Annotated in this window: 30 protein-coding genes, 1 tRNA gene and 1 pseudogene; 21 read left to right on the top strand and 11 right to left on the bottom strand. The window is 70.6% G+C overall.

Annotated features, from left to right (window positions below; all coding sequences use genetic code 11):
* The first annotated feature begins 21 nt into the window (after positions 1-21).
* The 3 genes from H1W00_RS06675 to H1W00_RS06685 all read left to right on the top strand — a co-directional run bounded on the left by H1W00_RS06675 (position 22) and on the right by H1W00_RS06685 (position 1,945).
* Complete coding sequence (locus H1W00_RS06675) at positions 22-945, top strand: Ppx/GppA phosphatase family protein (RefSeq protein WP_181754796.1); 924 nt, start codon at positions 22-24, stop codon at positions 943-945.
* Positions 945-1,862 (top strand): NAD(P)-dependent oxidoreductase, encoded by a 918-nt coding sequence (locus H1W00_RS06680; RefSeq protein WP_181754798.1) that lies wholly within the window; start codon positions 945-947, stop codon positions 1,860-1,862. Before H1W00_RS06675 ends, H1W00_RS06680 begins: the two co-directional genes overlap by 1 nt.
* A gap of 10 nt (positions 1,863-1,872) precedes the next feature.
* Positions 1,873-1,945: transfer RNA gene (locus H1W00_RS06685), tRNA-Leu, on the top strand.
* A gap of 2 nt (positions 1,946-1,947) precedes the next feature.
* Here H1W00_RS06685 and H1W00_RS06690 read toward each other — a convergent pair.
* Together H1W00_RS06690 and trmB are read right to left on the bottom strand one after the other, a co-directional pair.
* Complete coding sequence (locus tag H1W00_RS06690) at positions 1,948-2,397, bottom strand: hypothetical protein (RefSeq protein ID WP_181754800.1); 450 nt, start codon at positions 2,395-2,397, stop codon at positions 1,948-1,950.
* Positions 2,394-3,137 carry a tRNA (guanosine(46)-N7)-methyltransferase TrmB gene (gene trmB, locus H1W00_RS06695; protein WP_181754802.1) on the bottom strand — a complete coding sequence of 248 codons (744 nt, stop codon included), beginning with the start codon at positions 3,135-3,137 and terminating at the stop codon, positions 2,394-2,396. Before trmB ends, H1W00_RS06690 begins: the two co-directional genes overlap by 4 nt.
* A gap of 35 nt (positions 3,138-3,172) precedes the next feature.
* Between trmB and H1W00_RS06700 the strand changes: the two genes are divergently transcribed.
* From H1W00_RS06700 to H1W00_RS06715, 4 genes are all read left to right on the top strand, one after another.
* Entirely contained in the window at positions 3,173-3,679 is a 507-nt protein-coding gene (locus H1W00_RS06700; protein WP_181754804.1) for a DinB family protein, read from the top strand.
* 75 nt (positions 3,680-3,754) lie between these two features.
* On the top strand, positions 3,755-4,081 hold the full coding sequence (locus H1W00_RS06705; protein ID WP_078698918.1) for a PadR family transcriptional regulator: 327 nt from the start codon (positions 3,755-3,757) through the stop codon (positions 4,079-4,081).
* Positions 4,078-5,127, top strand: coding sequence for a hypothetical protein (locus H1W00_RS06710; RefSeq protein WP_181754806.1), 1,050 nt, complete (start codon positions 4,078-4,080; stop codon positions 5,125-5,127). Before H1W00_RS06705 ends, H1W00_RS06710 begins: the two co-directional genes overlap by 4 nt.
* 81 nt (positions 5,128-5,208) lie before the next feature.
* Complete coding sequence (locus H1W00_RS06715; protein WP_181754808.1) at positions 5,209-6,060, top strand: Bax inhibitor-1/YccA family protein; 852 nt, start codon at positions 5,209-5,211, stop codon at positions 6,058-6,060.
* Positions 6,061-6,126: 66 nt separating this feature from the next.
* On the opposite strand, the gene H1W00_RS06720 is transcribed toward H1W00_RS06715, so the two are convergent.
* The gene (locus H1W00_RS06720; protein ID WP_181754810.1) at positions 6,127-7,038 is read right to left on the bottom strand and encodes a GDSL-type esterase/lipase family protein; all 912 of its coding nucleotides are present in this window, start codon (positions 7,036-7,038) and stop codon (positions 6,127-6,129) included.
* Positions 7,039-7,094: 56 nt separating this feature from the next.
* On the opposite strand from H1W00_RS06720, the gene H1W00_RS06725 reads away from it, so the two are divergent.
* Genes H1W00_RS06725 through H1W00_RS06740 form a run of 4 tightly spaced genes read left to right on the top strand, consistent with a single transcriptional unit; the run spans position 7,095 to position 11,030 of the window.
* Entirely contained in the window at positions 7,095-7,778 is a 684-nt protein-coding gene (locus H1W00_RS06725; RefSeq protein WP_181754812.1) for a tyrosine-protein phosphatase, read from the top strand.
* Entirely contained in the window at positions 7,775-8,683 is a 909-nt protein-coding gene (locus tag H1W00_RS06730; protein WP_206679979.1) for a pirin family protein, read from the top strand. The genes H1W00_RS06725 and H1W00_RS06730 overlap by 4 nt, the downstream gene beginning before the upstream one ends.
* Positions 8,684-8,721: 38 nt before the next feature.
* Positions 8,722-9,540, top strand: a complete 819-nt coding sequence (locus H1W00_RS06735; protein ID WP_181754814.1) for an SDR family NAD(P)-dependent oxidoreductase — start codon at positions 8,722-8,724, stop codon at positions 9,538-9,540.
* A gap of 5 nt (positions 9,541-9,545) precedes the next feature.
* A complete protein-coding gene (locus tag H1W00_RS06740; RefSeq protein ID WP_181754822.1) occupies positions 9,546-11,030 on the top strand; it encodes a cytochrome P450 in 1,485 nt (494 codons plus the stop codon).
* A gap of 11 nt (positions 11,031-11,041) precedes the next feature.
* Here H1W00_RS06740 and H1W00_RS06745 read toward each other — a convergent pair whose 3' ends face one another.
* Positions 11,042-11,464, bottom strand: coding sequence for a VOC family protein (locus H1W00_RS06745; protein WP_181754824.1), 423 nt, complete (start codon positions 11,462-11,464; stop codon positions 11,042-11,044).
* 170 nt (positions 11,465-11,634) lie between these two features.
* Between H1W00_RS06745 and H1W00_RS16805 the strand changes: the two genes are divergently transcribed.
* Complete coding sequence (locus H1W00_RS16805; RefSeq protein ID WP_181754826.1) at positions 11,635-12,978, top strand: phage tail protein; 1,344 nt, start codon at positions 11,635-11,637, stop codon at positions 12,976-12,978.
* Positions 12,979-12,988: 10 nt separating this feature from the next.
* Here the strand turns inward: H1W00_RS16805 and H1W00_RS06755 are convergent, their stop codons facing one another.
* Both H1W00_RS06755 and msrA read right to left on the bottom strand, forming a co-directional pair.
* A complete protein-coding gene (locus H1W00_RS06755; RefSeq protein ID WP_181754828.1) occupies positions 12,989-13,537 on the bottom strand; it encodes a mismatch-specific DNA-glycosylase in 549 nt (182 codons plus the stop codon).
* 4 nt (positions 13,538-13,541) lie between these two features.
* The gene (gene msrA / locus H1W00_RS06760) at positions 13,542-14,177 is read right to left on the bottom strand and encodes a peptide-methionine (S)-S-oxide reductase MsrA (RefSeq protein WP_181754830.1); all 636 of its coding nucleotides are present in this window, start codon (positions 14,175-14,177) and stop codon (positions 13,542-13,544) included.
* Between the two features lie 61 nt (positions 14,178-14,238).
* Between msrA and H1W00_RS06765 the strand changes: the two genes are divergently transcribed.
* Both H1W00_RS06765 and ilvA read left to right on the top strand, forming a co-directional pair.
* The gene (locus tag H1W00_RS06765; protein ID WP_181754833.1) at positions 14,239-15,375 is read left to right on the top strand and encodes an AI-2E family transporter; all 1,137 of its coding nucleotides are present in this window, start codon (positions 14,239-14,241) and stop codon (positions 15,373-15,375) included.
* Positions 15,376-15,384: 9 nt separating this feature from the next.
* Positions 15,385-16,575, top strand: coding sequence for a threonine ammonia-lyase (gene ilvA / locus H1W00_RS06770; RefSeq protein WP_181754836.1), 1,191 nt, complete (start codon positions 15,385-15,387; stop codon positions 16,573-16,575).
* 88 nt (positions 16,576-16,663) lie between these two features.
* Here the strand turns inward: ilvA and greA are convergent, their stop codons facing one another.
* A complete protein-coding gene (gene greA / locus H1W00_RS06775; RefSeq protein WP_181754837.1) occupies positions 16,664-17,155 on the bottom strand; it encodes a transcription elongation factor GreA in 492 nt (163 codons plus the stop codon).
* Between the two features lie 65 nt (positions 17,156-17,220).
* Positions 17,221-17,604: a DUF4307 domain-containing protein gene (locus H1W00_RS06780; RefSeq protein ID WP_181754839.1), complete on the bottom strand. Its 384-nt coding sequence runs from the start codon at positions 17,602-17,604 to the stop codon at positions 17,221-17,223.
* 74 nt (positions 17,605-17,678) lie between these two features.
* On the opposite strand from H1W00_RS06780, the gene mca reads away from it, so the two are divergent.
* Positions 17,679-18,530 carry a mycothiol conjugate amidase Mca gene (gene mca / locus H1W00_RS06785; RefSeq protein ID WP_181756195.1) on the top strand — a complete coding sequence of 284 codons (852 nt, stop codon included), beginning with the start codon at positions 17,679-17,681 and terminating at the stop codon, positions 18,528-18,530.
* Positions 18,531-18,537: 7 nt separating this feature from the next.
* Here the strand turns inward: mca and H1W00_RS06790 are convergent, their stop codons facing one another.
* From H1W00_RS06790 to H1W00_RS06800, 3 genes are read right to left on the bottom strand one after another with little or no spacing between them, the layout of a single operon-like run.
* Positions 18,538-20,154, bottom strand: coding sequence for a phytoene desaturase family protein (locus H1W00_RS06790; RefSeq protein WP_181754841.1), 1,617 nt, complete (start codon positions 20,152-20,154; stop codon positions 18,538-18,540).
* Positions 20,151-21,008, bottom strand: a complete 858-nt coding sequence (locus H1W00_RS06795; protein WP_181754843.1) for an SDR family NAD(P)-dependent oxidoreductase — start codon at positions 21,006-21,008, stop codon at positions 20,151-20,153. The genes H1W00_RS06790 and H1W00_RS06795 overlap by 4 nt, the downstream gene beginning before the upstream one ends.
* Positions 21,005-21,451, bottom strand: coding sequence for an SRPBCC family protein (locus tag H1W00_RS06800; RefSeq protein WP_181754845.1), 447 nt, complete (start codon positions 21,449-21,451; stop codon positions 21,005-21,007). Before H1W00_RS06800 ends, H1W00_RS06795 begins: the two co-directional genes overlap by 4 nt.
* A 247-nt stretch (positions 21,452-21,698) precedes the next feature.
* Between H1W00_RS06800 and H1W00_RS06805 the strand changes: the two genes are divergently transcribed.
* The 6 genes and pseudogenes from H1W00_RS06805 to H1W00_RS06825 all read left to right on the top strand — a co-directional run bounded on the left by H1W00_RS06805 (position 21,699) and on the right by H1W00_RS06825 (position 25,902).
* On the top strand, positions 21,699-21,917 hold the full coding sequence (locus tag H1W00_RS06805; protein ID WP_181754847.1) for a hypothetical protein: 219 nt from the start codon (positions 21,699-21,701) through the stop codon (positions 21,915-21,917).
* Positions 21,914-22,357 carry an ASCH domain-containing protein gene (locus tag H1W00_RS06810; protein ID WP_206679980.1) on the top strand — a complete coding sequence of 148 codons (444 nt, stop codon included), beginning with the start codon at positions 21,914-21,916 and terminating at the stop codon, positions 22,355-22,357. Before H1W00_RS06805 ends, H1W00_RS06810 begins: the two co-directional genes overlap by 4 nt.
* A gap of 10 nt (positions 22,358-22,367) precedes the next feature.
* Positions 22,368-22,910 carry a GNAT family N-acetyltransferase gene (locus H1W00_RS06815; RefSeq protein WP_338072845.1) on the top strand — a complete coding sequence of 181 codons (543 nt, stop codon included), beginning with the start codon at positions 22,368-22,370 and terminating at the stop codon, positions 22,908-22,910.
* Between the two features lie 142 nt (positions 22,911-23,052).
* Positions 23,053-23,292 (top strand): annotated as a pseudogene (locus tag H1W00_RS17155) (DUF2510 domain-containing protein); the annotation flags it as partial.
* A gap of 3 nt (positions 23,293-23,295) precedes the next feature.
* Positions 23,296-24,309, top strand: a complete 1,014-nt coding sequence (locus H1W00_RS17020) for a phospholipid scramblase-related protein (RefSeq protein WP_338072846.1) — start codon at positions 23,296-23,298, stop codon at positions 24,307-24,309.
* A 405-nt stretch (positions 24,310-24,714) separates the two neighbouring features.
* Positions 24,715-25,902 carry a TRAFAC clade GTPase domain-containing protein gene (locus tag H1W00_RS06825; protein ID WP_181754851.1) on the top strand — a complete coding sequence of 396 codons (1,188 nt, stop codon included), beginning with the start codon at positions 24,715-24,717 and terminating at the stop codon, positions 25,900-25,902.
* Positions 25,903-26,301 lie beyond the last annotated feature (399 nt).

Consider the following 26,301-nt stretch of genomic DNA (forward strand, 5'->3'; position numbering starts at 1 on the left):
GCGCCCCGATAGCCTGACGGCATGGCTGGGAGCACGGTGGCGGCGATCGACTGCGGGACCAACTCCATCCGTCTGCTCGTCGCGCAGGTCGACGGCGGCACCAAGACCGACCTGCTGCGCGAGATGCGCGTGGTGCGGCTGGGGCAGGGCGTCGACCAGTCGGGCACCCTCGCCCCGGAGGCCGTCGAGCGCACGCTCGAGGCCTGCCGCGAGTACGGGCGGGTCATCGAGGCCATGGGCGTCGACGTCGTCTCGTTCGCGGCCACCTCGGCGGTGCGCGACGCCGACAACGCCACCGAGTTCTCCGACAAGGTCGCCGAGATCCTCGGCGTGCGGCCCCGCGTGCTGAGCGGGCAGGAGGAGGCCCGCGCCTCCTTCGAGGGCGCCACCGGCGACATCGCCGAGGCGCTCACGGCCGTGATCGACCTCGGCGGCGGATCGACCGAGGTCGTGCAGGGCCTCGGAGCGCCGTCGTTCTCGCACTCCTTCGACCTCGGCTCGGTGCGCATGACCGAGCGGTTCCTCTTCACCGACCCGCCCTCGGTGGGCGAGGTCACCGCCTGCATGAGCCACCTCGACGCCGTGCTCGCCCCGGTGCTGGGCTCGCTGCCGGCCTCGGACGAGATCGTCGGGGTCGCCGGCACGATCACCACGATCGCCGCCCACTCCCTGGCGCTGCCGTCCTACGACAGCGAGCTGATCCACCAGGCGCGCATCCACGTCGACGACGTCCGTGCGGCCTGCGGCAACCTCATGCAGATGCCCGTGGCCGACCGGCGTGCACTGCCGTACATGCATCCCGGACGTGCCGATGTGATTGCCGGGGGAGCGCTGATCCTCGACCGCGTCCTCGAGCACCTGCCGCGAAACACCGACGAGCTGGTCGTCAGCGAGCAGGACATCCTCGACGGCATCGCCTGGGCCGCAGCGAGGGAGATCGCCTGATGCGCGTCTCGGTTCCCGACGAGTCCTGGCAGAACGTCCTGGCCGACCTCCCCGTCGACGTGATCGTGTGGGACGGACGCGCGCCCCAGCCCGAGGGCCGCATCGACCTCGCCGTCTGGCCCTACACGCTCGACCCCTCCGACATGGCGGCCGTCGACGCGTCGCGCATCGGCCTCATCCAGGGGCAGTCGCTCGGCTACGACGGGGTCGCGGCGGTGCTGTCGGCCGGTGGCCGCTACGCCAACGCCGTCGACGTGCACGAGGACTCCACCGCCGAGCTGGCGGTCGCGCTGCTCCTGGCCGCGGTCCGCGACCTTGACGTCTTCGGGGCGCAGCAGGCGCAGGGTCTGTGGCGCAAGAGCTGGACCACCAGCCTGCTCGACCGCCGAGTGATGCTGCTCGGTGTGGGCGGCATCGGCCGTCGAGTCGCGGCCCGCCTCGACGGCTTCGGCTGCGAGATCGTCCGCGTCGGCTCCCGGGCCCGCGACGACGAGCACGGGCACGTGCACGGCACCGACGAGCTCGCCGACCTCCTGACCACCGTGGACGCCGTCGTCGTGGCGGTGCCGCTGACGCCCGACACCGAGGGCATCGTCGATGCCGAGTTCCTCGCGCGGCTGCGCGACGGCGCCATCGTCGTCAACGTGGCGCGCGGACGCACCGCCGTCACCGAGGCGGTCCCGGCCGAGGCGGGCCGTGTCCGCTACGCCTCCGACGTGTTCGACCCCGAGCCGCTGCCCGACGGTCATCCGCTGTGGTCGGCGCCCGGCGTCATCATCACCCCTCACATCGGCGGCATGACGTCGGCGATGGCACCGCGGATCCAGGCCGTCGTGCGCGGTCAGGTGGAGCGTCTGCTCGCCGGGCAGGAGCCGGCCGACGTCGTGGTGGACCACAGGGACGCGCCCGGATCGTAGGCTGGGCCAGGCTCCCGTAGCCCAACGGCAGAGGCAGACGGCTTAAACCCGTTTCAGTGCGGGTTCGAATCCCGCCGGGAGCACCTCAGGACTGGGTGAGCTGCACCGCGGACCACGTCTCGTCCAGTGCGGTGGGATCCGTCGTGGTCCAGCCGTACTCGTCCACGCCGGTGCGCAGGATCGGCAGCGGCAGCGCGTCCGTGGGGTAGAGCACCCAGACCCGGCCGATCGAGCCGAGCCGCGGCAGGACGTCGTCGAGCCGCATGTGGAACTCCTGCGTGTTCGACACGGCGATGAGGGCGGTGTCGATTCCCGAGGGCTTGTCGCGCTCGGCCGGCTCGGGATGGTTCTCCGCGCCCGTCCAGGTGTCGTCGAACCAGCGCTCGCTCTGCTCGGGCTCCTCGTCCTGGTACGTCTCGACGCCGTCGGGAAGAGGATCGAGCAGCGCGGTCTCCTCGATGGAGTCGCCCACGATCCAGACGAGGGTGCCCGGCTCGATCCCCAGCAGGTCGGCCGTCGTCTGCTCCTGCGTCATGCGCTCATCCTAGTGGCGCTCAGATCCCGGATCGTGCGTCCCTTCGCCGTGCCCTTGGCCTCGAAGCGCGTGACCGGGCGACCCGCGAAGCGCTCGTCCCAGTCGCCGGAGGTGGTGAAGCCCTCGGCGCGGCCCAGCACCTCGAGCATCTGGTCGGCGTAGTCCTGCCAGTCGGTGGCCAGGCGCCAAGTGCCTCCCGGCTTCAGGACGCGGCGCACGAGGGGGACGAAGTCGTCGGTGACCATGCGGCGCTTGTGGTGGCGCGTCTTGTGCCAGGGATCGGGGAACCAGACCCGCAGCTCGTCGAGGCTCTCCTCGGGCAGCACGCGGGTGAGCGTGGGGACGGCGTCCACCACCGCGAGTCGCACGTTCTCCACGCCCGCGTGGCGAAGTCCGATGAGGGTCTGGGCGACGCCCGGCACGTAGACCTCGAGGCCGAGGAAGTCGGTGCCGGGGTTCTCCTTCGCCGCGTGCACGAGGGACTCGCCGCGTCCGCTGCCGATCTCGAGCACGAGCGGAGCGCTGCGGCCGAAGAGCTCGGCCGGGTCCAGCGTGAAGCCCTCGGCGGCCGAGGTGCTGGTGCGGCCGCGCGGAACGTCGACGACGAACCGCTCGGCGACGTCGTCCCACGCGTCCTGCTGGCGGTCGGAGAGGCGGCCTCCCCGCCGGGTGAACGACACGATCTCGCGGCGGAAGGGCTCTTCGTCTCGATCCGTGCGGTCTTCGGCGGTTTCGGGCATGGTCCGAACCTATCGAGCCTGCCATCGTGGCCGGCATGGCGATCATCCCTGACACGAAGGACTGGACGTGGGTGCTGGAGCGCACCTGCGAGGAGTGCGGCTTCGACCCGGCCGCCGTCGACCCGCCGCGGGCGGGGGAGGAGGTCGCGGCGATGGTGCCGCGGTGGCGCGCGGCGCTCGAGCGGCCCGACGTGCGCGAGCGGCCCGACGACGCGACGTGGTCGGTGCTGGAGTACGCGTGCCACGTCCGCGACGTGCTGCTGCTGTTCGCCGAGCGCCTCCAGCTGATGCGCGAGCACGACGGCCCGGAGTTCGCGAACTGGGACCAGGACGCGAGCGCCGTGGGGTACGCCCGTGAGTCGCCGGCCGCCGTCGCCGCCGAGCTCGCCCCGGCCGCCGACGCCTTCGCGGCGCAGATCGAGGCGGTCACCGACTGGGCACGCCCCGGATACCGCTCCAACGGCTCGGCCTTCACCACCGACACCCTGACCCGCTACGCGCTGCACGACCTGGTGCACCACCTGGAGGACGTCCGGGCCTAGGACCACCAGTCACGACACGCCGGGGCGGTGTCGCGTCGTGCACACTAATGCGGATTGCGTGGTACTGTCCGACGCATGGATGCGACCCAGCTGCTCAAGGGAGTGCTCGACGTGGCCGTGCTGGCCGTCGTCGAGGGCGAGGACGGGTACGGCTACGACGTGGTCCGACGACTGCGCGCCGCCGGACTCGAGGAGGTCGGCGACGCCTCGGTGTACGGCACGCTGCGACGGCTGTACTCCGCCGGAGCCCTGACCTCGTACGTGGTGCCCAGCGAAGAGGGCCCGCACCGCAAGTACTACGGCATCACCGACCAGGGCCGGTCGATGCTCGCCGCGCAACGCAAGACGTGGGCCGAGTTCGCCCGCACCATGGACCGCATGCTCGAAGGGAACGCCGCATGAACGCCACCACCCTGCCCGCCGAGATCATCGCGTTCGCGGCCGCAGTCCGCACCGCGCTCGCCGACCTGCCGGCCGACGAGGTCGAGGAGCTCACCGACGGGCTCGAGGCCGACCTGGCCGAGGCCTACGCCGAGGACCTGGCGCGCGAGCTGCCCGATCCGGCCGCGTACGCCAACGAGCTGCGCGGCGCCGCCGGCCTGCCGACCCCCGTCATCGAGCGCGGCAGCCGCCTGCGCGCCGTCGTGGAGCCCTTCTCCGAGATGGTCCGCGACCTCGACCGCAACCTGCGCCGCAGCCCGGCGATGGCGGCCGTGCTCGACTTCCTGGTGACCCTGCGTCCGGCGTGGTGGATCGTGCGCGGCTGGGCGGCCTACCAGGTCGTCGGCGCCTTCTTCGGGTTCGAGGGCGACCTGCTGCCGTCGGGTTCCTACTGGCTCGTCCTCGCCGTGCTGGTCGCCGGCAGCGTGTTCGTCGGTCTGCGCCGGTGGCCCGGCTGGGTCCGGGTGCTGATCGCCGTCGGCAACGCGATCGCCGTCGTGGCCACGGTGGTGGCGGTCGCGCAGGTGCCGTCGAGCGAGGACGTGGGCCGCGCCTGGTCCTACGCCGACTCCGCCTACGAGAACGACAGCGCGATGGTGGGCCCCGACGGCACCGGCATCTGGCTCAACGGCACCCAGGTGACGAACATCTTCGCCTACGACGCGAAGGGCCAGGTGCTCGACGGCGTCCAGCTCTTCGATCAGGACGGCAAGCCGCTGGCCACGTCGGTCCCGGGCGGCAACGGCTGCCTCGCCAAGGACGAGTGGGATGAGTGCACGACCCCGGGGGCGTGGGTGCCCACGCAGCTCGAGACCGGCGCGACCGCCTGGAACGTCTACCCGATGCGCATGGCCGAGTCCAGCTTCGAGGACCCCACGGCGCCGCTCGCCGGCGCCGTGCCGCAGGAACGCCCGGCACCCTTCGTGAAGGTCCCGGCCCTGATGACGGTCACCCCCGAGGAGAAGGCGCCAGCAACCGAGGAGAAGTCACCCGCCCGGGAACAGTGAACGCGGTGGATGCGTTGGATAGTGTAGGAACACCGACCCCGCCACCACCGGCGCGCGGGGCCAGATTCTCCGGAGGAGATCATGAGGAGCAGCAACCCCGTCTTCGCCAGAAGCGAAGAGTTCAACGGACGCAACACGACCCAGTACGCCGATCCGTCGCAGTGGAAGATCGACCTGTCCGGATCGGGTGACGGCTCGCAGTCCGCGGGTCTGCAGGCTCCCACGTCCCCCGGACGCATGACCCTCGACACCGTCGTGGAGAAGACCGCCATCACGCTCGGCCTCGTCGTGCTCGGTGCCGCCGTCGCGTGGTTCCTGATCGGCGACATCGACTCCGACGCCGCGCTGGCCACCGCCTGGACGTTCTCCATGGGCGGCGCCCTCATCGGCTTCGTGCTGGCGATGGTGAACTCGTTCAAGAAGGTCATCAGCCCCGCGCTGGTCATGGTCTACGCCCTCGTCGAGGGTGTCTTCGTCGGCGCCTTCTCCAAGATCGTCTCCACGTGGGTCGGCGACGCCGGGATCGTCTTCCAGGCCGTCCTCGCCACCTTCGTGGCCGCCGGTGCCACCCTGGCCGCCTACAAGTTCTTCAACATCCAGGTCACCCCGAAGTTCCGCCGCGTCGTCATGATCTCGCTCTTCGCGTTCATGGGCGTCATGCTGCTCAACCTGGTGCTGAGCCTGTTCGGCGTGTTCCCCAACGGCGGCCTGCGCAGCATGGACAACCCGATGCTGGCGGTCCTCGTCGGCGGCGTGGCCATCGTGCTGGGCGTCCTGTGCCTGATCATGGACTTCGACTTCGTCGAGCGCGGTGTCGCGGCGGGCCTGCCCGAGCGCGAGTCCTGGCGCGCGGCGTTCGGCCTGACCGTCACGCTGGTCTGGCTCTACCTCGAGATCCTGCGCCTCCTCGCCATCTTGCGCGGGGACGGCTGATCCACTCCGCACGAAGGCCCGTCACCGTGAGGTGGCGGGCCTTCGTCGTGCCGGGAGGGTGAGGGCTCAGCGGCGACGCAGGACGGCGGCCCAGCGGCGGCCGCGCGGCGCGGGTGCCACCTCGGTGCCGCCGTGCTCGGAGGCCCATTCGGCCGCCTCGCCCAGCGGCATCTGCTCGACGGCGCCGACCTCGACCGGCTGCTCCTCGCGGGAGCGCCACTGGGCCACGCCGGCCGCCACCAGGAAGCCGCACACGGTGGAGTAGCCGTCGGCGCTGGGGTGGAACCGGTCGTCGCCGAAGAGGGCGTCGCCCTTCACCAGCAGCAGCGGCTCCAGCACGTCGGCCAGCGACACCACGCGCGCCCCGGCCTCGACGGCCGCCACGGTCTGGCGCCGCGCGAGGTGACGGCTCCAGTAGCGGCACACGGTGCGCAGCGGGTCGGGCAGCGGCTTGATCGTGCCGAAGTCCGGCACCGATCCCACGACGACCTCAGCGCCCAGGGAGCGCAGGCGCGAGACGGCCCCGGCGAGCCGGCGGGCCGAGCGCTTCGCGGGCACCTGGTGGGTGATGTCGTTGGCGCCGATGAGGATGATCGCCAGGTCGGGCCGCTGCTCGTCGGAGGCGGTGATCTGGTGCATGAGGTCGCGCGATCGCGCTCCGACGGTGGACTCGTTGCGGATCCTCACCGGACGGTCCAGCAGGTGCGACAGTCCATTGCCGATGAGGGCCGAGGGCGTGTGCGCGACGTCCTTCACGCCGTAGCCCACCATCGTGGAGTCACCCAGCAGCAGGCAGTGAAGCGGCTCGCCGGGCAGGTCGTCGCCGTAGAGCCCGTTGCCCGAGGGCGGACGGTCGGTGGTGGTGCCGATCCGCTTGCGTGCCAGGAGTGCCTGGGCGACCAGGATCGCGTAGGTGCCGAGGCTGACGCCCGCCGTCCTCGCGGCGGCCTTGGCGGTGGTCCTCGCGGGGCTGGGCACGCATCCAGTGTAGGAACTCGCGCCAGAGGGTCGGACCCGGTTCCTAGGATGGGGGAGTGAACGAGACCGTCCCCAACCTCCGCGACCTCGGTGGCACCCCCGTCGAGGGTGGCGTGATCCGCACGGGTCGCCTGCTGCGCAGCGCCCTGCCCCTGCCCGACGACGTCGCCCCGCCCGAGATCGAGTGGCCGCCGACGGTGGTGATCGACCTGCGCTCGCTCGCCGAGACCGAGCCCGAGCACCCCCTGTCCGCGCCGGGCGTGACGGTGCTCAACTTCCCGCTGCTCAGCGCGCTGCGCCCGGGGGTGGCGCCGCCGGAGTCGCTCGCCGAGCTCTACCAGCTGATGCTGCGCACGACGGCCGATCACCTGGTCGAGGTGGTCGACGCGGTCGCCTCGGCGGAGGACGCCACCACCCTGGTCCACTGCGCGGCGGGGAAGGACCGCACTGGCGTCAGCATCGCGATGGTGCTGGCGCTGCTCGGCGCCAAGCGCGACGACATCGTCGAGGACTACCTCGCCACCGCCCAGCACGAGGAGCAGATCCAGGCGCGCTTCCGCCGGCTCTTCGGGCAGCGCAGCGCCGAGCTGCCGGCGGCCTACATCGCCACCCCGGTCGAGGCGATCAGCGGCGTCCTCGACACCTGGGACGAGCACCCGGGCGGGGCGCTCGGGTGGTTCCACCACTGGGGCGGCAGGCCGGAGACGGTCGACCGGCTCCGCACTACGCTGGTGGGATGAGCGCTGGTGCGATGAGCCCCGACCGGACGATCGAGCCGCGCGAGGTGCCCCTCGGCGGCCTGCGCGGACTGCTCGTCCACCGCACCCTGCCGAGCAAGGAGATCCCGCTCATCGGAGCGTGGTGCTTCCTCGACCACTTCGGTCCCACCGACCACCGGATGCAGGTGCTGCCGCACCCGCACACCGGGCTCCAGACCGTCACCTGGCCGCTCGTCGGGCGGATCCGCCACCGCGACAGCCTCGGCAGCGACCTCGTGCTGGAGCCGGGCGAGCTCAACCTGATGACGTCCGGGGACGGGGTATCGCACTCGGAGTTCAGCGAGGGCGAGCCCGGTCCGATGCACGGCCTCCAGCTGTGGGTGGCGCTGCCCGACCACCGCCGCACCGGGCCGGCCGCGTTCGAGCACCATCCCGACCTGCCCCAGGTCGAGGGTGCGGGCTGGACGGGCGTCGTCCTCGCGGGCACGTTCGCCGGAGCCACCTCCAAGGCCACGGTCCACACGCCGCTGGTGGGGGTCGAGCTGCGGCTCGAGCCCGGCCGTCACGAGTTCGACCTCGACCCGGCGTTCGAGCACGGCGTGCTGGCCGTCGACGACGCCGTCACCGTCGCGGGCCGGCCCGTGCCGCACCGGTCGCTGCAGTACCTGGCGCCGGGGCGCGCCCGGCTGGCGCTGGAGGTCGAGCGACCCACGATCATCTTGCTGATCGGCGGCGAGCCGTTCGAGGAGCAGATCGTCATGTGGTGGAACTTCATCGGCCGCAGTCACGACGAGATCGCCGCCGCGCGCGAGGACTGGGAGGCCCACGAGCCTCGCTACGGCCACGTCGACGGGCACGACGGACAGGTCATCCCGGCACCTCCGATGCCACACGTGAAGCTGCGTCCGCGAGTTCGTCGCGCCTGAGCCCACTTTTCGGATACTCTCGGTATCCGGAGGTGGGTATGACGTACTTCACAGGCAAGGTCGCCGTCGTCACGGGCGCGGGATCGGGCATCGGCAGGGCCCTCGCGATGGGTCTGGCGCGACGGGGCGCCCGCGTGGCGATCAGCGACGTGGACGCCACGGGTCTGGCCGAGACGGCCCAGGCGCTCGAGGCCCTCGGAGCCACCGTCCGGGCCGACCACCTCGACGTCTCCGAGCGTGAGCGGGTCCTGGCGTACGCCGACGAGATCGCCGGGCACTTCGGCGTCGTCCACCAGGTCTACAACAACGCCGGCATCGCTTTCACCGGCGACATCGAGGCGATGGACTTCAAGCACCTCGAGCAGGTGATGGACGTCGACTACTGGGGCGTGGTCAACGGCTCGAAGGCCTTCCTGCCGCACCTGATCGCGTCGGGCGACGGGCACGTCGTCAACATCTCGAGCGTCTTCGGGATCATCTCGGTGCCCACGCAGGGCGCCTACAACGCCGCCAAGTTCGCCGTGCGCGGCTTCACCGAGGCGCTGCGCATGGAGATGGTGGCGCGCGGACGCCCGGTGAAGGTGACGTGCGTGCACCCCGGCGGCATCAAGACGAACGTGGCGCGCAACGCCGGCCAGGTGGACGGGCTCGACCACGACTCGCTGGCCTCGTCCTTCGACCGGATCGCGCGCACCACCCCCGACCAGGCCGCCGAGGTGATCCTGCGCGGCGTGGAGAAGGGCAAGGCGCGCGTGCTCATCGGCGCCGACGCCCGCGTGATCGACCTGCTGGCCCGCGTGACCGGCCCGCACTACCAGCGCCTCGTGGCGCGCTTCGCCGGGAAGGCCGGACTGTGAGCCTGATGACCGTCAAGAACAGCTGGGGCGGCCAGCGGTTCCCGCACCCGCCCGGTCGCCGGCCGATCGCGTACGACGCACTCACGATGCGCACCGGCACGCCGCTGGCCAACGTCATGCGCGTGGGCCAGGACCTCGGCCCGCTCTTCGAGGTGCGGGTGTTCTCGCAGAAGTTCGTCTTCGTCACGGGCGCCGAGCTGGCTGCCGAGCTGTGCGACGAGACGCGCTTCCACAAGAACCTGCCGCCGGCGCTGGTGGCGCTGCGCGAGTTCGTGGGCGACGCGCTGTTCACGGCCTTCGACCACGAGCCGAACTGGCAGACGGCGCACGGCGTGCTGATGCCGGCGTTCTCCAAGGCCGCGATGCGCGGCTACCACGGCACGATGCTCGAGACCGCGGCCGAGATGTTCGCCGTGTGGGACGACCTCGAGGGTCCGATCGACGTCACGGCCGACATGACGAAGCTGACGATGGAGACGATCAGCCGGTGCGCGTTCAGCCGCGACTTCGGCTCGTTCACCTCGCGCGAGCGGCACCCGTTCGTCGACGCCATGATCGCAGCGCTGATGACCGGGATGCAGAAGTCGTCGCTGGACTCGATCCCTGGCGGGAAGCGGATCGCGCGGCGGATCGACGAGCAGAACGCCGAGCACCGCGCGTACGTCGACGAGCTGGTCGACGCGATGGTGCGCGAGCGACGCGCCTCGGGAGAGCGGCGCGACGACCTGCTCGACCGCATGCTCTACGAGGCCAACCCCGAGACGGGGGTCCGGCTCGACGACCAGAACATCCGCGAGCAGATCCTCACGTTCCTGGTGGCGGGTCACGAGACCACCTCGGGCGCGCTGAGCTTCGTGCTGTACTACCTGTCGCGCAATCCCGAGCTGCTGGCGAAGGCGCAGGCGGAGACGGACGCGATGCTGGGCGACGACCCCGACGTCGAGCCCACGTTCGAGCAGGTGCCGCGGTTCCGCTACCTGCGCCGCTGTCTCGACGAGGGGCTGCGGCTGTGGCCGACGGCCCCCGCGTTCGCCCGCTCGCCCCGCGAGACCACGACCATCGCGGCAGGGACCGACCACGAGGCCGTCATGACGCCCGATGACTGGGCGATCGTCGTGCTCCCGATGATGCAGCGCGACCCGGCGGCCTGGGGCCCGACGGCCGAGGAGTTCGACCCCGACCGCTTCCTGCCCGAGAACTCCAAGGGCCGGATGAAGAACGTCTACAAGCCGTTCGGGACCGGCGACCGCGCCTGCATCGGGCGCCAGTTCGCCCTCCATGAGGCGATCCTCGTGCTGGCCCGGCTGCTGCACCGGTACGACATCACCGGCGACCCGGACTACGAGCTGCGGATCGACGAGCGCCTCACGATCGTGCCCAAGGGCTTCGAGGTGACGCTGACCCGGCGCACGCCGGGCGCGCGTCCCGAGCCCGAGCCGGTCGACGAGGGTCCTGCGGAGGTCGCCTCCGGCTGCCCGGTGGCCCACTAGGCACCATCACCTCAACGCAGCGTGGTGCGCCCGTCATCGTGCACCGTCCAGAACGGGTTGTGCGCGATCTCCCACGGGTGGCCGTCGGGGTCGGCGACGTAGCCGGAGTATCCGCCCCACTCCGTCGCCGTGGCGGGCTTCAGCACGCGCGCACCGGCTGCGCGCGCCTGCTCGATGACGGCATCGACCTCATCGGGTGAGCCCACGTTCTGGGCGAGGGTGATGCCACTGAAGGTGGCGCCGGTGTCCTCCACGGCGGCGTCGGCGGCCAGGCCCTCGCGTGTCCACAGGGCCAGGATCAGGCCGGGCAGCTGGTAGAAGGCGATGCCGTCCTCGTCGTTGTCCTTCGTGAACCCGAGGCCCTCCTCGTAGAAGGCACGCGCGCGCCCGAGGTCGGCGACGCCGAGGGTGACGAGGCTGAGTCGTTGGTCCATGAGCGCCACGATAGGCGCGGCCTCGGACACGCGAGGGAAGCCGCGATCGACTTCGTCACAGGAGCAACTCCCGCAACTTGCCTCGCGCTCGACACATCGTCGGTAACCTGCGTCCCGGGCGCCGTTCGGATCGGCCACGGCGCTGTGCCCGGAACGAGTGGAGGGCGAGGATGAGCTCCTTGCGGATGGTGTTGGCGTGCGGCGCGGTGTCGGCGGTGATCGGTGCCGGATCGGCCCTGGTGGTGACGACGGCCTCGGGCGATGATGCGGTGCGGGTCAGCTCGCCGATGTACGGCTGCATGGACGTCGCTGAGGGATCGCTCTACCTGTCGGACGCGTCGGCCTCGTGCGCGGACGATCTGGTGCCTGTCACGTGGCAGGGCTCGGAGGAGGCCGCCGACGGTTCCGATGGCGAGGACGGTTCCGATGGCGAGGACGGCTCCGACGGTGAGGACGGCTCGGACGGCCTCGATGGCGCCGATGGTGCGGCGGGCGCCGACGGCGGCTCCGGTGCGAAGGGCGCCGATGGCCAGGACGGCGCCGCGGGCGACAAGGGCGCGAAGGGTGACGACGGCGCTACCGGTGCGAAGGGCGACAAGGGTGACCCCGGCGCTGCGGGTGCGACCGGCGCCAAGGGTGACGACGGCGCGACCGGCGCGGCAGGTGCCAAGGGAGACAAGGGCGACAAGGGCGACGAGGGCGCTGCCGGTGCGGCCGGCGCCAAGGGTGACGACGGCGCGACAGGTGCCGCGGGTGCCGCGGGTGCCAAGGGAGACAAGGGCGACAAGGGCGACGACGGCGCCGCAGGTGCCAAGGGCGACAAGGGCGACGACGGCGCCGCAGGTGCCAAGGGCGACAAGGGCGACGACGGAGTCGTCCCGTGGAGTGCCGTGTCCACGTGGAGTGCCTCGACCACCTACAGCGCAGGCCCGCCGGCCTCGGTCGTGACCCGCGGCGGCAACACCTACGTGGCCGCCCGTTCCTCGATCGCGGCCGACCCGGCCGCCTCGCCCGCGGACTGGATCCTCGTCGCGGCAGCCGGCGCGAAGGGCGACAAGGGCGACCAGGGTGCCGATGGCGCGGCGGGCGCGACCGGCGCGACCGGCGCGACCGGCGCCGCGGGAGAGACCGGACCCGCTGGCCCGGTCGGCCCTGCGGGCGATACCGGTCCTGCCGGACCGACCGGTCCGATGGGACCCGCCGGACCGCAGGGCCCCGCCGGCAACTCCCTGCTCTCCGGGCAGTTCAACCAGTGGCAGGGCTCCGGTCGCGCGTTCCGCGATGACTACGACTGCACGATGGGCAGCATCGTCCTCGGCGTCGGTTCGCGCGGCATCCCGGCCGACGGCCGCCTGATGGCGATCCAGCAGAACTCGGCGCTGTTCTCCCTCATGGGCACCACGTTCGGCGGGGACGGCGTCAACACCTTCGCGGTTCCGGATCTGCGGGCCGTGACCCCGAACGGACTGCGCTACAGCGTCTGCTCGATCGGCATCTATCCGTCGTCGGAGTGACGGAAGCGCCTCACGCGAGCAGGCCCGCGGCCTGCGCCGCCTCACGGTAGGCGCGGGCCAGCGACTCGACGGTCTCGTGGGCGTTCAGTCCGCTGGGGTTCGGCACGACCCAGACCTGCGCGCCGGCGAGGTCCTCGGGCTGGCGTCCGGGGCGCGCACCCCGCTCACCGAACGCGGTGCGGTACGACGTGATCCCGGCGATCGCGACCACGCGAGGCCGGCGTTCGAGAACGAGCTCGGCCAGGCGGGCGCGTCCCTCGACCAGCTCAGCCGGGTCGAGCTCGTCGGCGCGCGCCGAGGCCCGCGCCACGAGGTTGGTGATCCCGACGCCCCGGGCCCGCAGCTGGTCGGCCGCGGCCGCGGGGTCGTCGGTGTCCACCAGTCCGGCGCGCACGAGCGCCGGGTAGAAGCGGTTGCCGCGCCGGGCGAAGTGCAGGCCCGTCGCTGCACTCACCAGGCCGGGGTTGATGCCGACGAACAGCAGTCGCAGGTCGTCGGGCATCAGGTCCGGGATCGTGCTCCCGGCGAACGACTCCAGCTCGGCGCGGCTCCAGCCCACGCGATCAGGCGTAGCTGACGCCGGTGGCGTGCAGCGGGCAGTAGCCGTACGGGTTCTTCACCAGGTACTGCTGGTGCGGCGCCTCGGCGTAGTAGTACGCGTCGAGGGGCCGGATCTGCGTGGTGATCTGTCCGTACCCGTGGTCGGTCATCTGCTTCTGGTACGCGTCGCGCGACGCCTCGGCCTCGGCCTGCTGCTCGGGGCTCGTGGTGAGCAGGATCGAGCGGTACTGCGAGCCGCGGTCGTTGCCCTGGCGCATGCCCTGCGTCGGGTCGTGGTTCTCCCAGAACACCTTCAGCAGGTCGGCGTAGCTGGTGACCGAGGGGTCGAAGATGACCTTGACGACCTCGGCGTGACCCGTGCGACCGGTGCACACCTCCTCGTACGTGGGGTGCGGCGTGTGGCCGCCGGCGTAGCCCACCGAGGTGGACCAGACGCCGGGCTGCTCCCAGAACGTCTTCTCCTCGCCCCAGAAGCAGCCGAGGCCGAAGACGGCGACGCCGAAGCCCTCGGGTCCGTCGGTCTCGATCGGGTTGCCCGTCACGAGGTGGCGGTCGCCGACCTCGAAGGGGCGGGTGTCGCGGCCGGGCAGGGCCGAGTCGGCCGTGGGCAGCGTGGTCTTGTCGAATCCGAATCTCATGGAACCTCCTGTGTCGTCGTCAACACCGTGCGGCGTCGGGGTGTTCCCGTAGCCTCGAACCGTGAGTGACGAGACGCCACGCGGGTCCGGGCGATACGAGGTTCCCATCGGCGTCGAGATCGCCGCGGCGTGGGCCTGGCGGGTCGTGGTGATCGGCGCGGCGCTCTACGTCCTCGCGCTCGCCCTGGGCCACTTCTCCGAGGTCACCATCCCCGTCGCCGTGGCCATCCTGCTCGCGGCGCTCACGGTCGGCGGCGTCGACTGGCTGCAACGCCACGGGGTGCCGCGGCTGCTGGCGGCGCTCGCGGTCGTGCTGGGGCTCGTCCTCGCCCTCGTGGGCATGCTCGGGCTCGTCGGGCAGCAGCTCTCCACGCAGTTCGACGACCTGCGCGACAGCGTGGTCAAGGGAATCTCGCAGTTGCAGGACTGGGCGCGCACGGGCCCGCTCAACCTCTCCGACCGCCAGCTGGCCGACTGGATCGACCGGGTCGAGAAGGCCATCTCCGGCAGCGACACCTCCGTCGTGAACCAGGCCACCGAGGTCGGCACCCAGATCGGCCACTTCGTCACGGGGTTCTTCATCGCCCTGTTCGCGCTGTTCTTCTTCCTCTACGAGGGCGCCCGGATCTGGTCCTGGGTGGTCACCCTCTTCCCCAAGGCGTCCCGTCCGCGCGTCACCTCCTCGGGCCGTGCGGCGTGGGGCTCCCTGACCGCCTTCGTGCGAGCCACGGTGCTCGTGGCACTCGTCGACGCGATCGGCATCGCCGGCGTCGCGCTGATCCTGCAGGTCCCGCTCGCAGCGGCGATCGGCGTGCTGGTCTTCCTCGGCGCGTTCGTGCCGATCGTCGGCGCCCTCCTGTCGGGCATGGTCGCGGTGCTGGTGGCCCTCGTCGCCCAGGGGCCCGTCACGGCCCTGCTGATGCTGGCCGGCGTGATCGCCGTGCAGCAGCTCGAGTCGCACGTGCTCCAGCCGTTCCTCATGGGTGCGATCGTCGCGCTGCACCCGCTGGCGATCCTGCTCGCGATCGCCACCGGACTCGTCGTTGCCGGCATCGTCGGCGCGCTGCTCTCGGTGCCGTTCGCGGCCTGCCTCAACAGCGTCGTGCGGCACCTCGCATCGGGGGAGCCACCCGACACCGACGGCATGCTGGGCGAGGAGTCACGGGACTTCGGCGACCCGCCTCCGGCCACGGCCTAGGCTGGTTCCGTGGACCTCGACGATGCGCGCGCGGCGCGTGAACTGCTGGACGGGGTCAGTGAGGTCACCCCGCTGACCCACTCGCGCTGGCTGCACTCCCTCACCGGCTGCGACATCCGGCTCAAGTGCGAGAACCTGCAGCGCGCCGGGTCGTTCAAGATCCGTGGCGCCTACACGCGGATCGCGCGGCTCTCCGAGGAGGAGCGCTCGCGCGGCGTCGTGGCGGCCAGCGCCGGCAACCACGCCCAGGGTGTCGCCCTCGCCGCCGCCCAGCTCGGCGCGCACGCCACGATCTTCATGCCCCACGGGGCGGCCCTGCCCAAGGTGGCGGCCACGCGCGGTTACGGCGCCGACATCCGGTTCCACGGCAACGGCGTCACCGAGTCGCTCACCGCGGCCGAGGAGTTCGCGGCCGAGACCGGCGCCACCCTGATCCACCCGTTCGACCACCCCGACATCGTCGCCGGCCAAGCCACCGTCGGCCTCGAGATCATCGAGCAGCTGCCCGAGGTCGCCACGATCCTGGTGCCGCTCGGCGGCGGGGGACTGGCCGCCGGCATCGGGCTGGTCAAGACCGAGCGCCCCGACATCCGGGTGATCGGCGTGCAGGCCGAGGCCGCCGCGGCCTACCCCGACTCGCTCGCCGAGGGCATGCCTGTCCAGGCCGAGCTCGGCGCCACGATGGCCGACGGCATCGCAGTCGCCCGGCCGGGCGAGGTGCCCTTCGGGCTGATCCGCGAGCACCTCGACGACGTCGTCACCGTGTCGGAGGAGTCGATGAGCCAGGCGCTCATCGGCCTGCTCGAGCGGGCGAAGCTGCTCGTGGAGCCCGCGGGGGCCGTGGGCGTGGCCGCGCTCCTGGAGCACCCCGACCGGTTCGAGGGCCCGATCGTCCCCGTGCTCTCGGGAGGCAACCTCGACGCCCTGCTGCTGATGGAGGTCATCCGTCACGGCCTGGCGTCCGGCGGTCGGTTCCTCATGTTCCGCGTGCGCATCTCCGACCGGCCCGGCGAGCTGATGCGCCTGCTGACCGCACTGGCCGAGATGGACGTGAACATCCTCAACGTGCACCACGACCGTGGCTCCGAGGCCCTCGGCGTGCGCGAGGTGGAGGTGGCCCTGCAGGTCGCCACCCGCGGTCTCGAGCACCGCGCCGAGGTCTGGCAGCGGCTCGAGGAGCTGGGGTACGACCCGATCTGACGGCGCCGCCCCGCGAGTGGCGCAGAAACGCCCGCCACTCGACGAGTGGCGGGCGGTCTTGCGCCACTCGAAGAGGGGCGCTGGGGGGTCAGAAGGGCTTGGGCTCGACGATCTCGACCGTGAGCTTCTTGCCGTTGGGCGCCTCGTAGGTGGCGGGGTCGCCGGCGGACTTGCCCACGATGGCCTCGCCCAGGGGCGAGGTGGGGGAGTAGACGTCGAGGTCGACGCTGGAGTCCATGCTCAGCAGCTCGCGCGAGCCGAGCAGGAACGTCTCGGTGTCGGTGTCGCCCTCGAAGCGGATCGTGACCTTCATGCCCGCCTCGACGAGACCGTCGTCGGCCGGGACCTCGCCGACCTCGGCCCGGCGGAGCCGGTCCTCGAGCTGGCGGATCTGGGCGTCGGTCTTGCCCTGCTCCTCGCGGGCGGCGTGGTAGCCGCCGTTCTCCTTCAGGTCACCCTCTTCGCGCGCGTTGGCGATCTTCTGGGTGATGTCGGGCAGGACCTCGTTCTTGAGGCGGTTGAGCTCGGCGACGAGTCGGTCGTAGGCCTCCTGCGTGACCCAGATGGTCTCAGTCGACATGGCTGTTCTCCTCACTACGTACGACACCCCGGGACCTCCCGGGGTGAAACCTCGAGTCTACAGCATCAAACAGGTTCGCAGGAGTCCAAGACGGCGGTGACGGCCCGCCGTTCCGTGCGGATCTCCGCGACCACGCGGACCTGGGCGGCGTCCGAGGCGGGCACCTCGATCGTCTTCTCGCCGACGACGACCTTGTCCTGGCTCTGCGCGAAGACGCGACACGTCAGGGCCACGGGGTCGTCACGGAAGATCTCCAGATCGACCTTGGTGGTCCCTGCGTCGACGACCTCGTAGGAGTGGACGCGCGCCTGGTGGACGGGGACGTCGGTCCACGACGCCCACGCGGCCCACGCCACGCCGAGGGTGATGCCGATGGCGGCGACGACGGGCCACAGCCAGCGCGGAGTGGTGCGGCGGTGGCGTCCGTAGCGTGCGTCGAGGTCGGTCACGACATCCATTGTCTCAGGGGCGTGGAACACTAAGGGACGTGGTCGAGAACGCCGAAGCCGGCACCCTGCGTCTGATGCACGTGCACGCCCATCCCGACGACGAGTCGAGCAAGGGCGCCGCGTCCACCGCCAAGTACGTCGCCGAAGGGGTCGACGTCCATGTCGTCACCTGCACCGGTGGCGAGCGTGGATCGATCCTCAACCCGGCGTTCGAGCATCCGGGGATCCTGGAGAACCCCGAGCTCATCGCCGAGATCCGCCGCGAGGAGATGGACAAGGCCCGCGAGATCCTGGGCGTCACCCAGGACTGGCTCGGCTTCGTCGACTCCGGCTGGCCCGAGGGCAACCCCAAGCCGCCGCTGGAGGAGGGCTGCTTCGCGCTGGTGCCGATCGAGGAGGCAGCCGCCCCGCTCGTGCGCCTCATCCGCTCGTTCCGTCCCCACGTGCTCACCACGTACGACGAGAACGGCGGCTACCCGCACCCCGACCACATCAAGTGCCACGAGGTCAGCGTCTACGCCTTCGAGGCGGCCGCCGACCCCGAGCGCTACCCCGATCTGGGCGAGCCGTGGCAGGTCAAGAAGCTCTACTACCACCACGGCTGGTCGCGGTCGCGGATCGAGGCGATCAACTCCGCGATGGAGCGCCACGGCCTCGAGTCGCCCTACAAGGACTGGCTGCAGGAGCGCGAGCTCGACCCCGAGCGCGAGAAGCGGATGACCACGCGCGTGCCCTGCGCCGAGTACTTCGACGTGCGCGATCGCGCGCTGATCGCTCACGCCACCCAGATCGACCCGAACGGGTTCTGGTTCGCGGTGCCGCGCGAGGTGCAGGCCGAGGCGTGGCCCACCGAGGACTACGAGCTCGTCACGTCGTTCGTCGACTCGCAGGTTCCCGAGGACGACCTCTTCGCCGGACTGCGCTGACCCACGCTCAGCGGCGCAGGGCCCGGCGTCCGAGGCCGCGCAGTGGTGCGAGCGCCGCGTCCACGCGTCCGTGGGCGAGTGCGGCGCGCGCCGCGTTCATCCCCGGAGCGCCGTGCACGCCTCCGCCGGGGTGGGCCGACGCGGAGCCGAGGTAGAGACCGCCGATCGGCGTCTCGGCGCGGCCCAGGCCGGGGGTGGGCCGGAAGACCAGCTGCTGGTGCAGCTGCGCCGTCCCGCCGTTGATCGCCCCACCGACGAGGTTCGCGTCGCGGGCCTCGAGCTCGCGCGGACCCAGCACGCGGCGCTTCAGGATGCGGGATCCGAAGCCGGGCGCCAGCGCCTCGATCCGGGCCTGCATGCGGTCGGCGAACCGCTCGACGTCGTCGTGGTCCCACGTGCCGCGGATGGAGCCGTCTCCCGCGTCGGCCACGGTCTTCTGCGGCACGTGCGTGTAGGCCCAGACGGACTCGGTGCCCGCCGGTGAGCGGGTGGGATCGGTCGTGGTCATCTGGCCGGCCAGCAGGAACGGGTGCGCCGGCACGCGCCCGGCGTGGACCTGCTGGAGCGCCTGGTTCATCTCGAAGCGCGAGTCGGCGACGTGGAAGGTGCCCGGTGCGTACAGGGGCGGCGTGGCCCACGGGATCGGCCCGTCGAGGGCCCAGTCCACCTTGACCGTGCCGGGATCGAGCCGGAAGTCCTTGATCCGTCGGTGCACGCGGGCAGGCACGTCGGCGGGGTCGAGGAGGTCGCCGTAGAGCTGCGTGACGATCACGTCGGCGATCACGGCGCGGGTGGCGGTGTGGTGCTCCCCGTCGGCCGTGCGCACCCCGGTGGCCCGGCCGCCGGCGACGTCGATGTGGGCGACGCGGGTCGACGTCTCGATGCGTCCACCCAGCGACTCGAGCCGGCGCGCCATCGCCTGCGTCAGCATCCCGGCGCCGCCCTCCGGCACGGGGAATCCCACGGTCTGCCCCAGCATCGTCAGCATGAGGCCCATCAGCCCGGAGCCGGGGGCGTCCAGCGGGATGTCGGCGTGTCCGGAGTTCCCGGCCAGCAGGAGGGCGGGGGAGGGGCCGCGGAAGCGGGCGTCGGCCAGGTCGATCACGGGGCTCAGCAGCGTCTTCACGAAGTCCATGCCGCCGACCCGTGGCAGCTTCGCGGCCGTGCTCAGGCCTCCGCGCACCGGCGGGAAGGGAGTCAGCAACGAGGTGATGAGGGCGTCGCCGATCGTGTCCCACGCGGCGCACAGCTCGAGCCATGCGTCGCCGTCGCCGGGCTGCTGCTGCTCCATGAGGGCTGCGGTGATCGCGCGGTCACGGTGCAGCAGGGCCCAGCTGCCGTCGGGAAACGGGTGGCCCAGCACCGCAGGCGCGTGGCGCCAGACCAGGCCGTGCTCCTCGAGGTGGAACCCCTGGATGGTGCGCGACGCCGCCGCGAGGGGGTAGAAGGTGCTGAACGTGTCGTGCACGAATCCCGGCTGCACGGCCGAGTCGCTGCGTACCGCGCCGCCGACCGTGTCCTGCTCCTCCAGCACCAGCACCGACCAGCCGGCGTCGATGAGGTGGTTGGCGGCGACCAGGCCGTTCGGCCCGGCGCCGATGACGATCGCGTCGTGGGTGCTCATCGGTGGTCCACCTTCTGCAGCGAGGACAGGACGTTGCCTGCCGTGGCCCGGACGGTGCGGTCGGCGTCGGTCGCCAGCCGGGCGAAGAGCGGACCGATGAGTCGATCGTAGACGCGCGGTGTGGCGACGAAGCCGAGCCGCAGGACGTGGTTCAGCATCGGGACCTGCGTGTTGCGCCGCGGGCGCTCGAGGCGTCGCACGATCACACGGGCGACGGCGTCGGGCGACAGCACCGGAGGCGGCGGTGTCCCCGCGTTCCCCGTGTAGTTCGCGGCGTGGGGGTAGATCGGCGTGTCCACGCCGCCGGGGGAGACGCACGAGACGCTGACGCCGACGTCGCGGTTCTCGACCTGCAGCTGGCGGCACAGGGCCCGTACGGCCCACTTGCTCATGACGTAGGGGGTCATCGTGGGGACGGTCAGGTGCCCCACGACCGAGCTCACCACGACGATGGAGCCCAAGCCGCGGGCGCGCATCGGCGGCAGCACGTGGCGGACGACGTTCACGACGCCGAGGACGTTGGTGCGCAGGACGCCCTCGAACACCTCGGGCGGGACCTCCTCGGTGCGGCCGTAGGAGACCACGCCGGCGCTGCACACCACGTCGTCGATCCGTCCGTGCCGGGCCAGCGTCCCGCGCACGCACTCCGCGACCGCGTCGTCGTCCCCGACGTCCGTCGGCGCGATGTGCACCGAGGCGGCGCCCGCGGCCCGCGCCTCCTCGGCGGTCCGCTCCAGCGCCTCAACGCCGCGGGCCACGAGGGTCAGGTGGTCGCCGCGCGCGGCCAGGCGGCGGACCACGGCCAGCCCGATCCCGCTCGACGCCCCGGTGACGAGGGAGACGCGAGGGGTCATGAAGTCGGCAGCTCGCGCCGCTCGGCGATGAACGCGAGACGCCGCAGCGACTCGGAGTTGCGCCAGCGCAGGGACAGGCCGCGCACCGGCTGCGGGATCAGCGTGGCCGGGCCGCTGACCGGCTCCTCCTCGATCGTGACGAGCGTGCCGGCGCCCTGGGGCGAGAGCGTGATGACCACCTCGGCCGCTCCGGCGGGCCAGCCGCGGGCGTGCAGCTTGATCCGGCGACCGGGGTCGGCCTCGACCACGCTGGTGCTGTCGTCGATGAGGGCCGGCCAGACGCCCACCGAGTGGTGCAGCTTCGCGCCGACCTGGGGCCAGTGGCTGTCGACGTCGCGCATGCGTGAGGCGCCGACGACCCAGAGCGGGTAGAGCCAGCCGTCCGAGAGGACCTCCCAGACGCGCTCGGGCGTGGTCTCGACGAGTCGGGTGTTGGTACTCATGCCTCGCAGGTACCCACCGACGCGCGCCGCACACCCCGCCGCGGTGGCCGCGTGGTTGCCGGAATCGCCTACGCTGCGTGGTGACTACAGTTTTCGACAGTGAGGATGCGAGCCCATGTGCTCTCCGGTCCCGTGCAGGCAGTGCGGCAAGACGACGTGGCGAGGATGCGGCGAGCACGTCGACCAGGTCCGTGCGGCGATCCCGGCCGACCAGTGGTGCGGTCACGAGCAGGACTAGGCTGATCCGGTGACTATGCTGGATCTCGCGGTGCTCGCCACCCAGGAGATCGACCCCAAGGGCAACCAGTCGATCGGCTGGCTGGCCGGCCTCTACACGCTCGGGCTGTTCATCGTGATCGGCCTGCTGCTGTGGTCGTTCACCAAGATGGCGCGGAAGGCTCGCGAGCCGTGGGAGGGCGAGGACACCGACGCCCGCCGTCCTGAGGACGACCCGCCGGCGCCGTGACCGACCTGCCCCGCCTCTGGCACGAGTTCGTCGAGGCGTTCCCCGAGTTCGCCGGCGAGAGTCCGGAGGTCGAGCCGTTCGGCGACACCCCCGAGATGGCCGACCGCCTCGGGCGCCTGGTGCTGGAGGGGACGAAGCGCGCCACCGCCGGACCCGTCGAGGAGGGCGTGCCACCGGACGGAGCGCACTGGGTGCTGCTCGACGGTCGCGGCGAGGCCGTGGCCGTCATCCGCACCACCGAGATACGCATCGGACGGCTCGACTCCGTGGACGACGCGTTCGCCTGGGACGAGGGCGAGGGCGACCGCACCCGCGACTGGTGGCTCGACGCCCACCGCGGCTACTTCCGCCGCCGCCTGCCGCACGTGACCGACTTCGACGCGCTGCCCACCGTGTTCGAGCGGTTCACCGTCGTCTGGCCGCCCGCGCTGGCTGACTGATCGGGGCGCCGTGACCGAGCTGACGACCGAGCGCCTGACGTTGCGCCCGTGGACGCCCGCCGACCGCGAGCCGTTCGCCGAGCTCAACGCCGACCCCGAGGTCATGGAGCACTTCCCGTCCACGCTCGACCGCGCGGGCAGCGACGCCCTCGCCGACCGCATCGAGACCCGCATGGCCCACCAGGGCTGGGGCCTGTGGGTCGTGGAGGCGCCCGACGGCCGCTTCGCCGGGATCGCCGGACTGAACCCGGTGCCGCCCGAGGTCCGCTCACTGCTGCGGGGCACGCCTCCGGTCGAGGTCGGCTGGCGCTTCGCCCGCTGGGCCTGGGGCCACGGCTGGGCCACCGAGGCCGCCACCGCCGCCGTGCGCCACGGCTTCTACATGCTGGGGCTGGTAGAGATCGTCTCGTTCACGGCTACTGGGAACCTGCGCTCGCGGGCGGTCATGGAGCGCCTCGGCATGACCCGCGACGAGGCCGACGACTTCGACCACCCGGCCCTGCCGGTCGACAGTCACCTGCGCCGGCACGTGCTCTACCGCCTCGCCCGGTAGAGCGGCCGACTCGGTAGTCCTGCTCTCGTCCAGCACAACTGATCCCAGCAAGAAGAAGCCTTCTCCGGTCAAGGAGTCAGGGGGGGTCGCGTACTGGAGTTGATCGAGCCGGCGCGGACCCCGTCGCTGTTAGCCTCACAAAGTGTCCGCGCTATCTCCCGCTGGTTGGTATCCCGACCCGTTCACGCGACATGAGTTGCGTTACTGGGACGGTGCGCGGTGGACCGGTGATGTCGCGTCCCAAGGAAGGCAGTCGTTTGAGTCACCATTCGAAGGCGAGCACGCTACGTCCAGTTCGTCGTCCCGATCGATGGCCGGTTGGTATCCCGACCCGAGCGGCCGACACGAACTCCGATACTGGGACGGTGAGAGTTGGAGCCCCCACGTGGTGGCTCGCGGTATTCAAGGGCTCGACGATTCAGACGCCGGATCAGGTCCGGCCGCGGCGGTGCTGGAGCAATCGACCGGATCGCCAAATCTCCCCGTAGACGCTGACGCAGCAGCAATGTCGCCAAGCACGACACAGACAGGTCAACCGAGCGAGACGATCAAGCGCCGGAGCGATGAAAGCGACGCGGCAGAAAGCCGCGCTGGGAGCGGGACGCTGCTCACAGCGCGAGTTCTTGTCGTCAACCAGAAGGCAAAGATCATCGGTTCCCGCCTTGAGTACCCGATTTTCGACCACGAGGGCAATCGGCTGGGGGCAGTCCAGGAAGAGCGTCGCTCATTCTCCCAGACAGTCGATGACAAGTGGCGTGGACGCACGGAGTTCAACAGGGCGCACCGGTTTCAACTGATCGACAGACAGGGACGTGTACTCCTCGCGTTGACACGGCCTCAGATGGGTTGGTTCGCAGGGAAGGCGAAACTGGTGGTCGAAGGTCCGAAAGGTCCCTTCGGCCACATCGTGCACGAGTCGTACGGCGTGAAGGGCGCGTTTGCGACTGTGGTGCACACCGGAGTCACGAACGCGTCCACGTTGCTTGCTGGATGGGGCGGAATGGCAGGCGTGGTCACTGGCGCGGCACTCGAAGGTGTTCAGGGGCGGTTGAACTCATCGGTTGAGGGACTGGACGAAGTCGGGCACGCCCGTTTTGGACTTGAGTCCGCGGCGGGTCACCGGCTCGCGACGATTAACGCTGAGACCCACAAGGCTTGGGATTTCAACGTCCAGGATCCTTCGGGGATGGAGATCGCGCGGATCTCCAAGACGTGGGCAGGGTGGGCGAAGGAACGTTTCACCAAGGCCGACAATTACGTCATTCAAATCCACGACACCATGGACGAGCCGTTGGTCTCACTCATCATCGCGGCGGCCGTGGCCATTGACGTTGAACTGAAGCAGCAAGGGGATCAGACCAGGAGATCCGCAGTCCGCAGAAGCCGCACCTACAAGTGATCTGCGCCTTTGCGCAGCGACCCTCGGCGATTTGGTTCGTGGGAGTAGGCCGGTACTGCGTGGGCTCTACGTGAGGGCTTTGCCCGCCTCCGACCGTTCGTCGGTCTACCGGCCGGCCACGGCGTCAAAGGTCGGGGTGACACATGACGTTCGGCGGGGCCCCGGGGCTTCAGAGTGCCGCCGCTCTTCTGACTCGCGATCGGCGAGTAGGCGCAAAGAGCCACTCTGGGGATTCGAGCTCTCGGATGAGTTCAGCTTCCGAACGCTCTCCACATCACGAAGTCGAGTGGCGCTGACGTCGGGGCTCGGAAATAGCGCTGCCTGACCGCCATGGAAGCTTCGAACGCGCCGTGACCGCTCGATCAATCGCCTGTGCGCCACGAGGGCTTGAGGTACGTTCCCGCCATGGCGAAATACCCTCGGGTCCGTGAGCAGCACATAGCAGTATTCGGTGAGAGCGGCTCCGGAAAGACCGTCTTAGTCTCGTCGTTCTACGGACCTGCACAGGCCGGCGTGAAATCGAACGACCTCTGGGACTTGGTCGCTGATGAAACAGGTCAAGGCAACCGACTCCTCCAGAACTACCTCGGCATGAGGGACGACACGAAAGCACCGCTCGCGACTCGATTCGAGTCCACGACGTACTACCTCTCGGTGAAGCTCAAGAATGGCGACAACCCCGCTTCGAAGAAGCGCGCCTTCGACACGCTGCGGCTTGCGTGGCACGACTATCCGGGGGAGTGGTTCGAGGAATCGCCGTCGAGTGAGGAGGAAGCGAACCGACGCATCGACACGTTCAGATCGCTGTTGCGTTCCGACGTCGCTCTGTTCTTGGTCGACGGTCAGAAACTCCTGGACTACGAAGGCCAGGAGGAGCGGTACCTGACGTCGCTCCTGGCCAACTTCCGCCAGGGGGTACTGCGGCTCAAGGAAGACCTCCTGGCGGACGAAGATTGTCTAACGGAATTCCCCAGGATTTGGGTGTTGGCGCTCTCGAAGGCCGACCTCCTCCCCGACTGGAACGTCCAGACGTTCCGCGACCTCGTCATCCGCAAAGCCAACGATGACGTCGACAGACTGCGCGAAGCGATTCAGGGCGTGGTGGAGACGCCTGGCGCACTGTCCATCGGTGAGGACTTCATGCTCCTGTCCTCGGCCAAGTTCGAACTATCGCCCGCCGACTCCGCGCCCGTGGACATCGATGTGACCCAGCAGGTCGGACTCGATTTGATACTGCCGGTGGCGTCCGTGCTTCCCCTCGAGCGGCGAGTCCAGTGGAGCGAGCGCATGGAGATTCCGCGGAAGGTCCTTGACTCGCTGGCCGATGGAGCCGAGGTCTTGGCACTTGCTCTGCTGGGCGGGAAGCTCCTGAACGTTGACCAGCTCGTGGCCAGAGTTCCGAGAGTCGGCCGGTTGGCCAGGGTCGCGCTGCCTGCGTTGATCGCCGCGGCCAGGATGAGCGAGTCGCGATTGCGTGAGATCAACGCGACCGCGCGCGAGAAGCACGATTACCTAACGGCGATGCTGACCCAGTTCAAGTTGGACCTAGCCCAGGCCGTCACGGACAAGCTGTTCATTCGGAGCCTCAAGTGAGCCTTGACGCCGAAGCCGACGGATGCGGATGGCTCATCTGGGCCACCCGAGGTCGCACGTGGGGTTTTCGCTTCCTTCTCGACGGCGGATTGACCGATCCGCTATCGGAGTACGACCGCGTCTTTGCCGGCCACTCAGATGAGTCCGCGCTCTGTCATCGCGTGGGCGCGTCCGTGGGACTGCGGTTCGTGGACCCAGAAGATCGGCGAGATGTGGCAGGTCGGCTCATCCCGCACGAGTTCGTCGTTATGGGGGACCACGCCGACGAGATCACGTCAGTCGAAGACGGACGGAGCCGGGTATGGCCGCTCGTGTCGGACTTCTATGCGCGAGTCTGGGACGCCGACAGTCCTCCCGAGTAGCGGAGGCGACCATCAAGATCGTCCCTGTACATGCGTG

Origin of the sequence: Aeromicrobium phoceense, from assembly GCF_013868155.1 — a bacterium.
GTDB lineage: Bacteria > Actinomycetota > Actinomycetes > Propionibacteriales > Nocardioidaceae > Aeromicrobium > Aeromicrobium phoceense.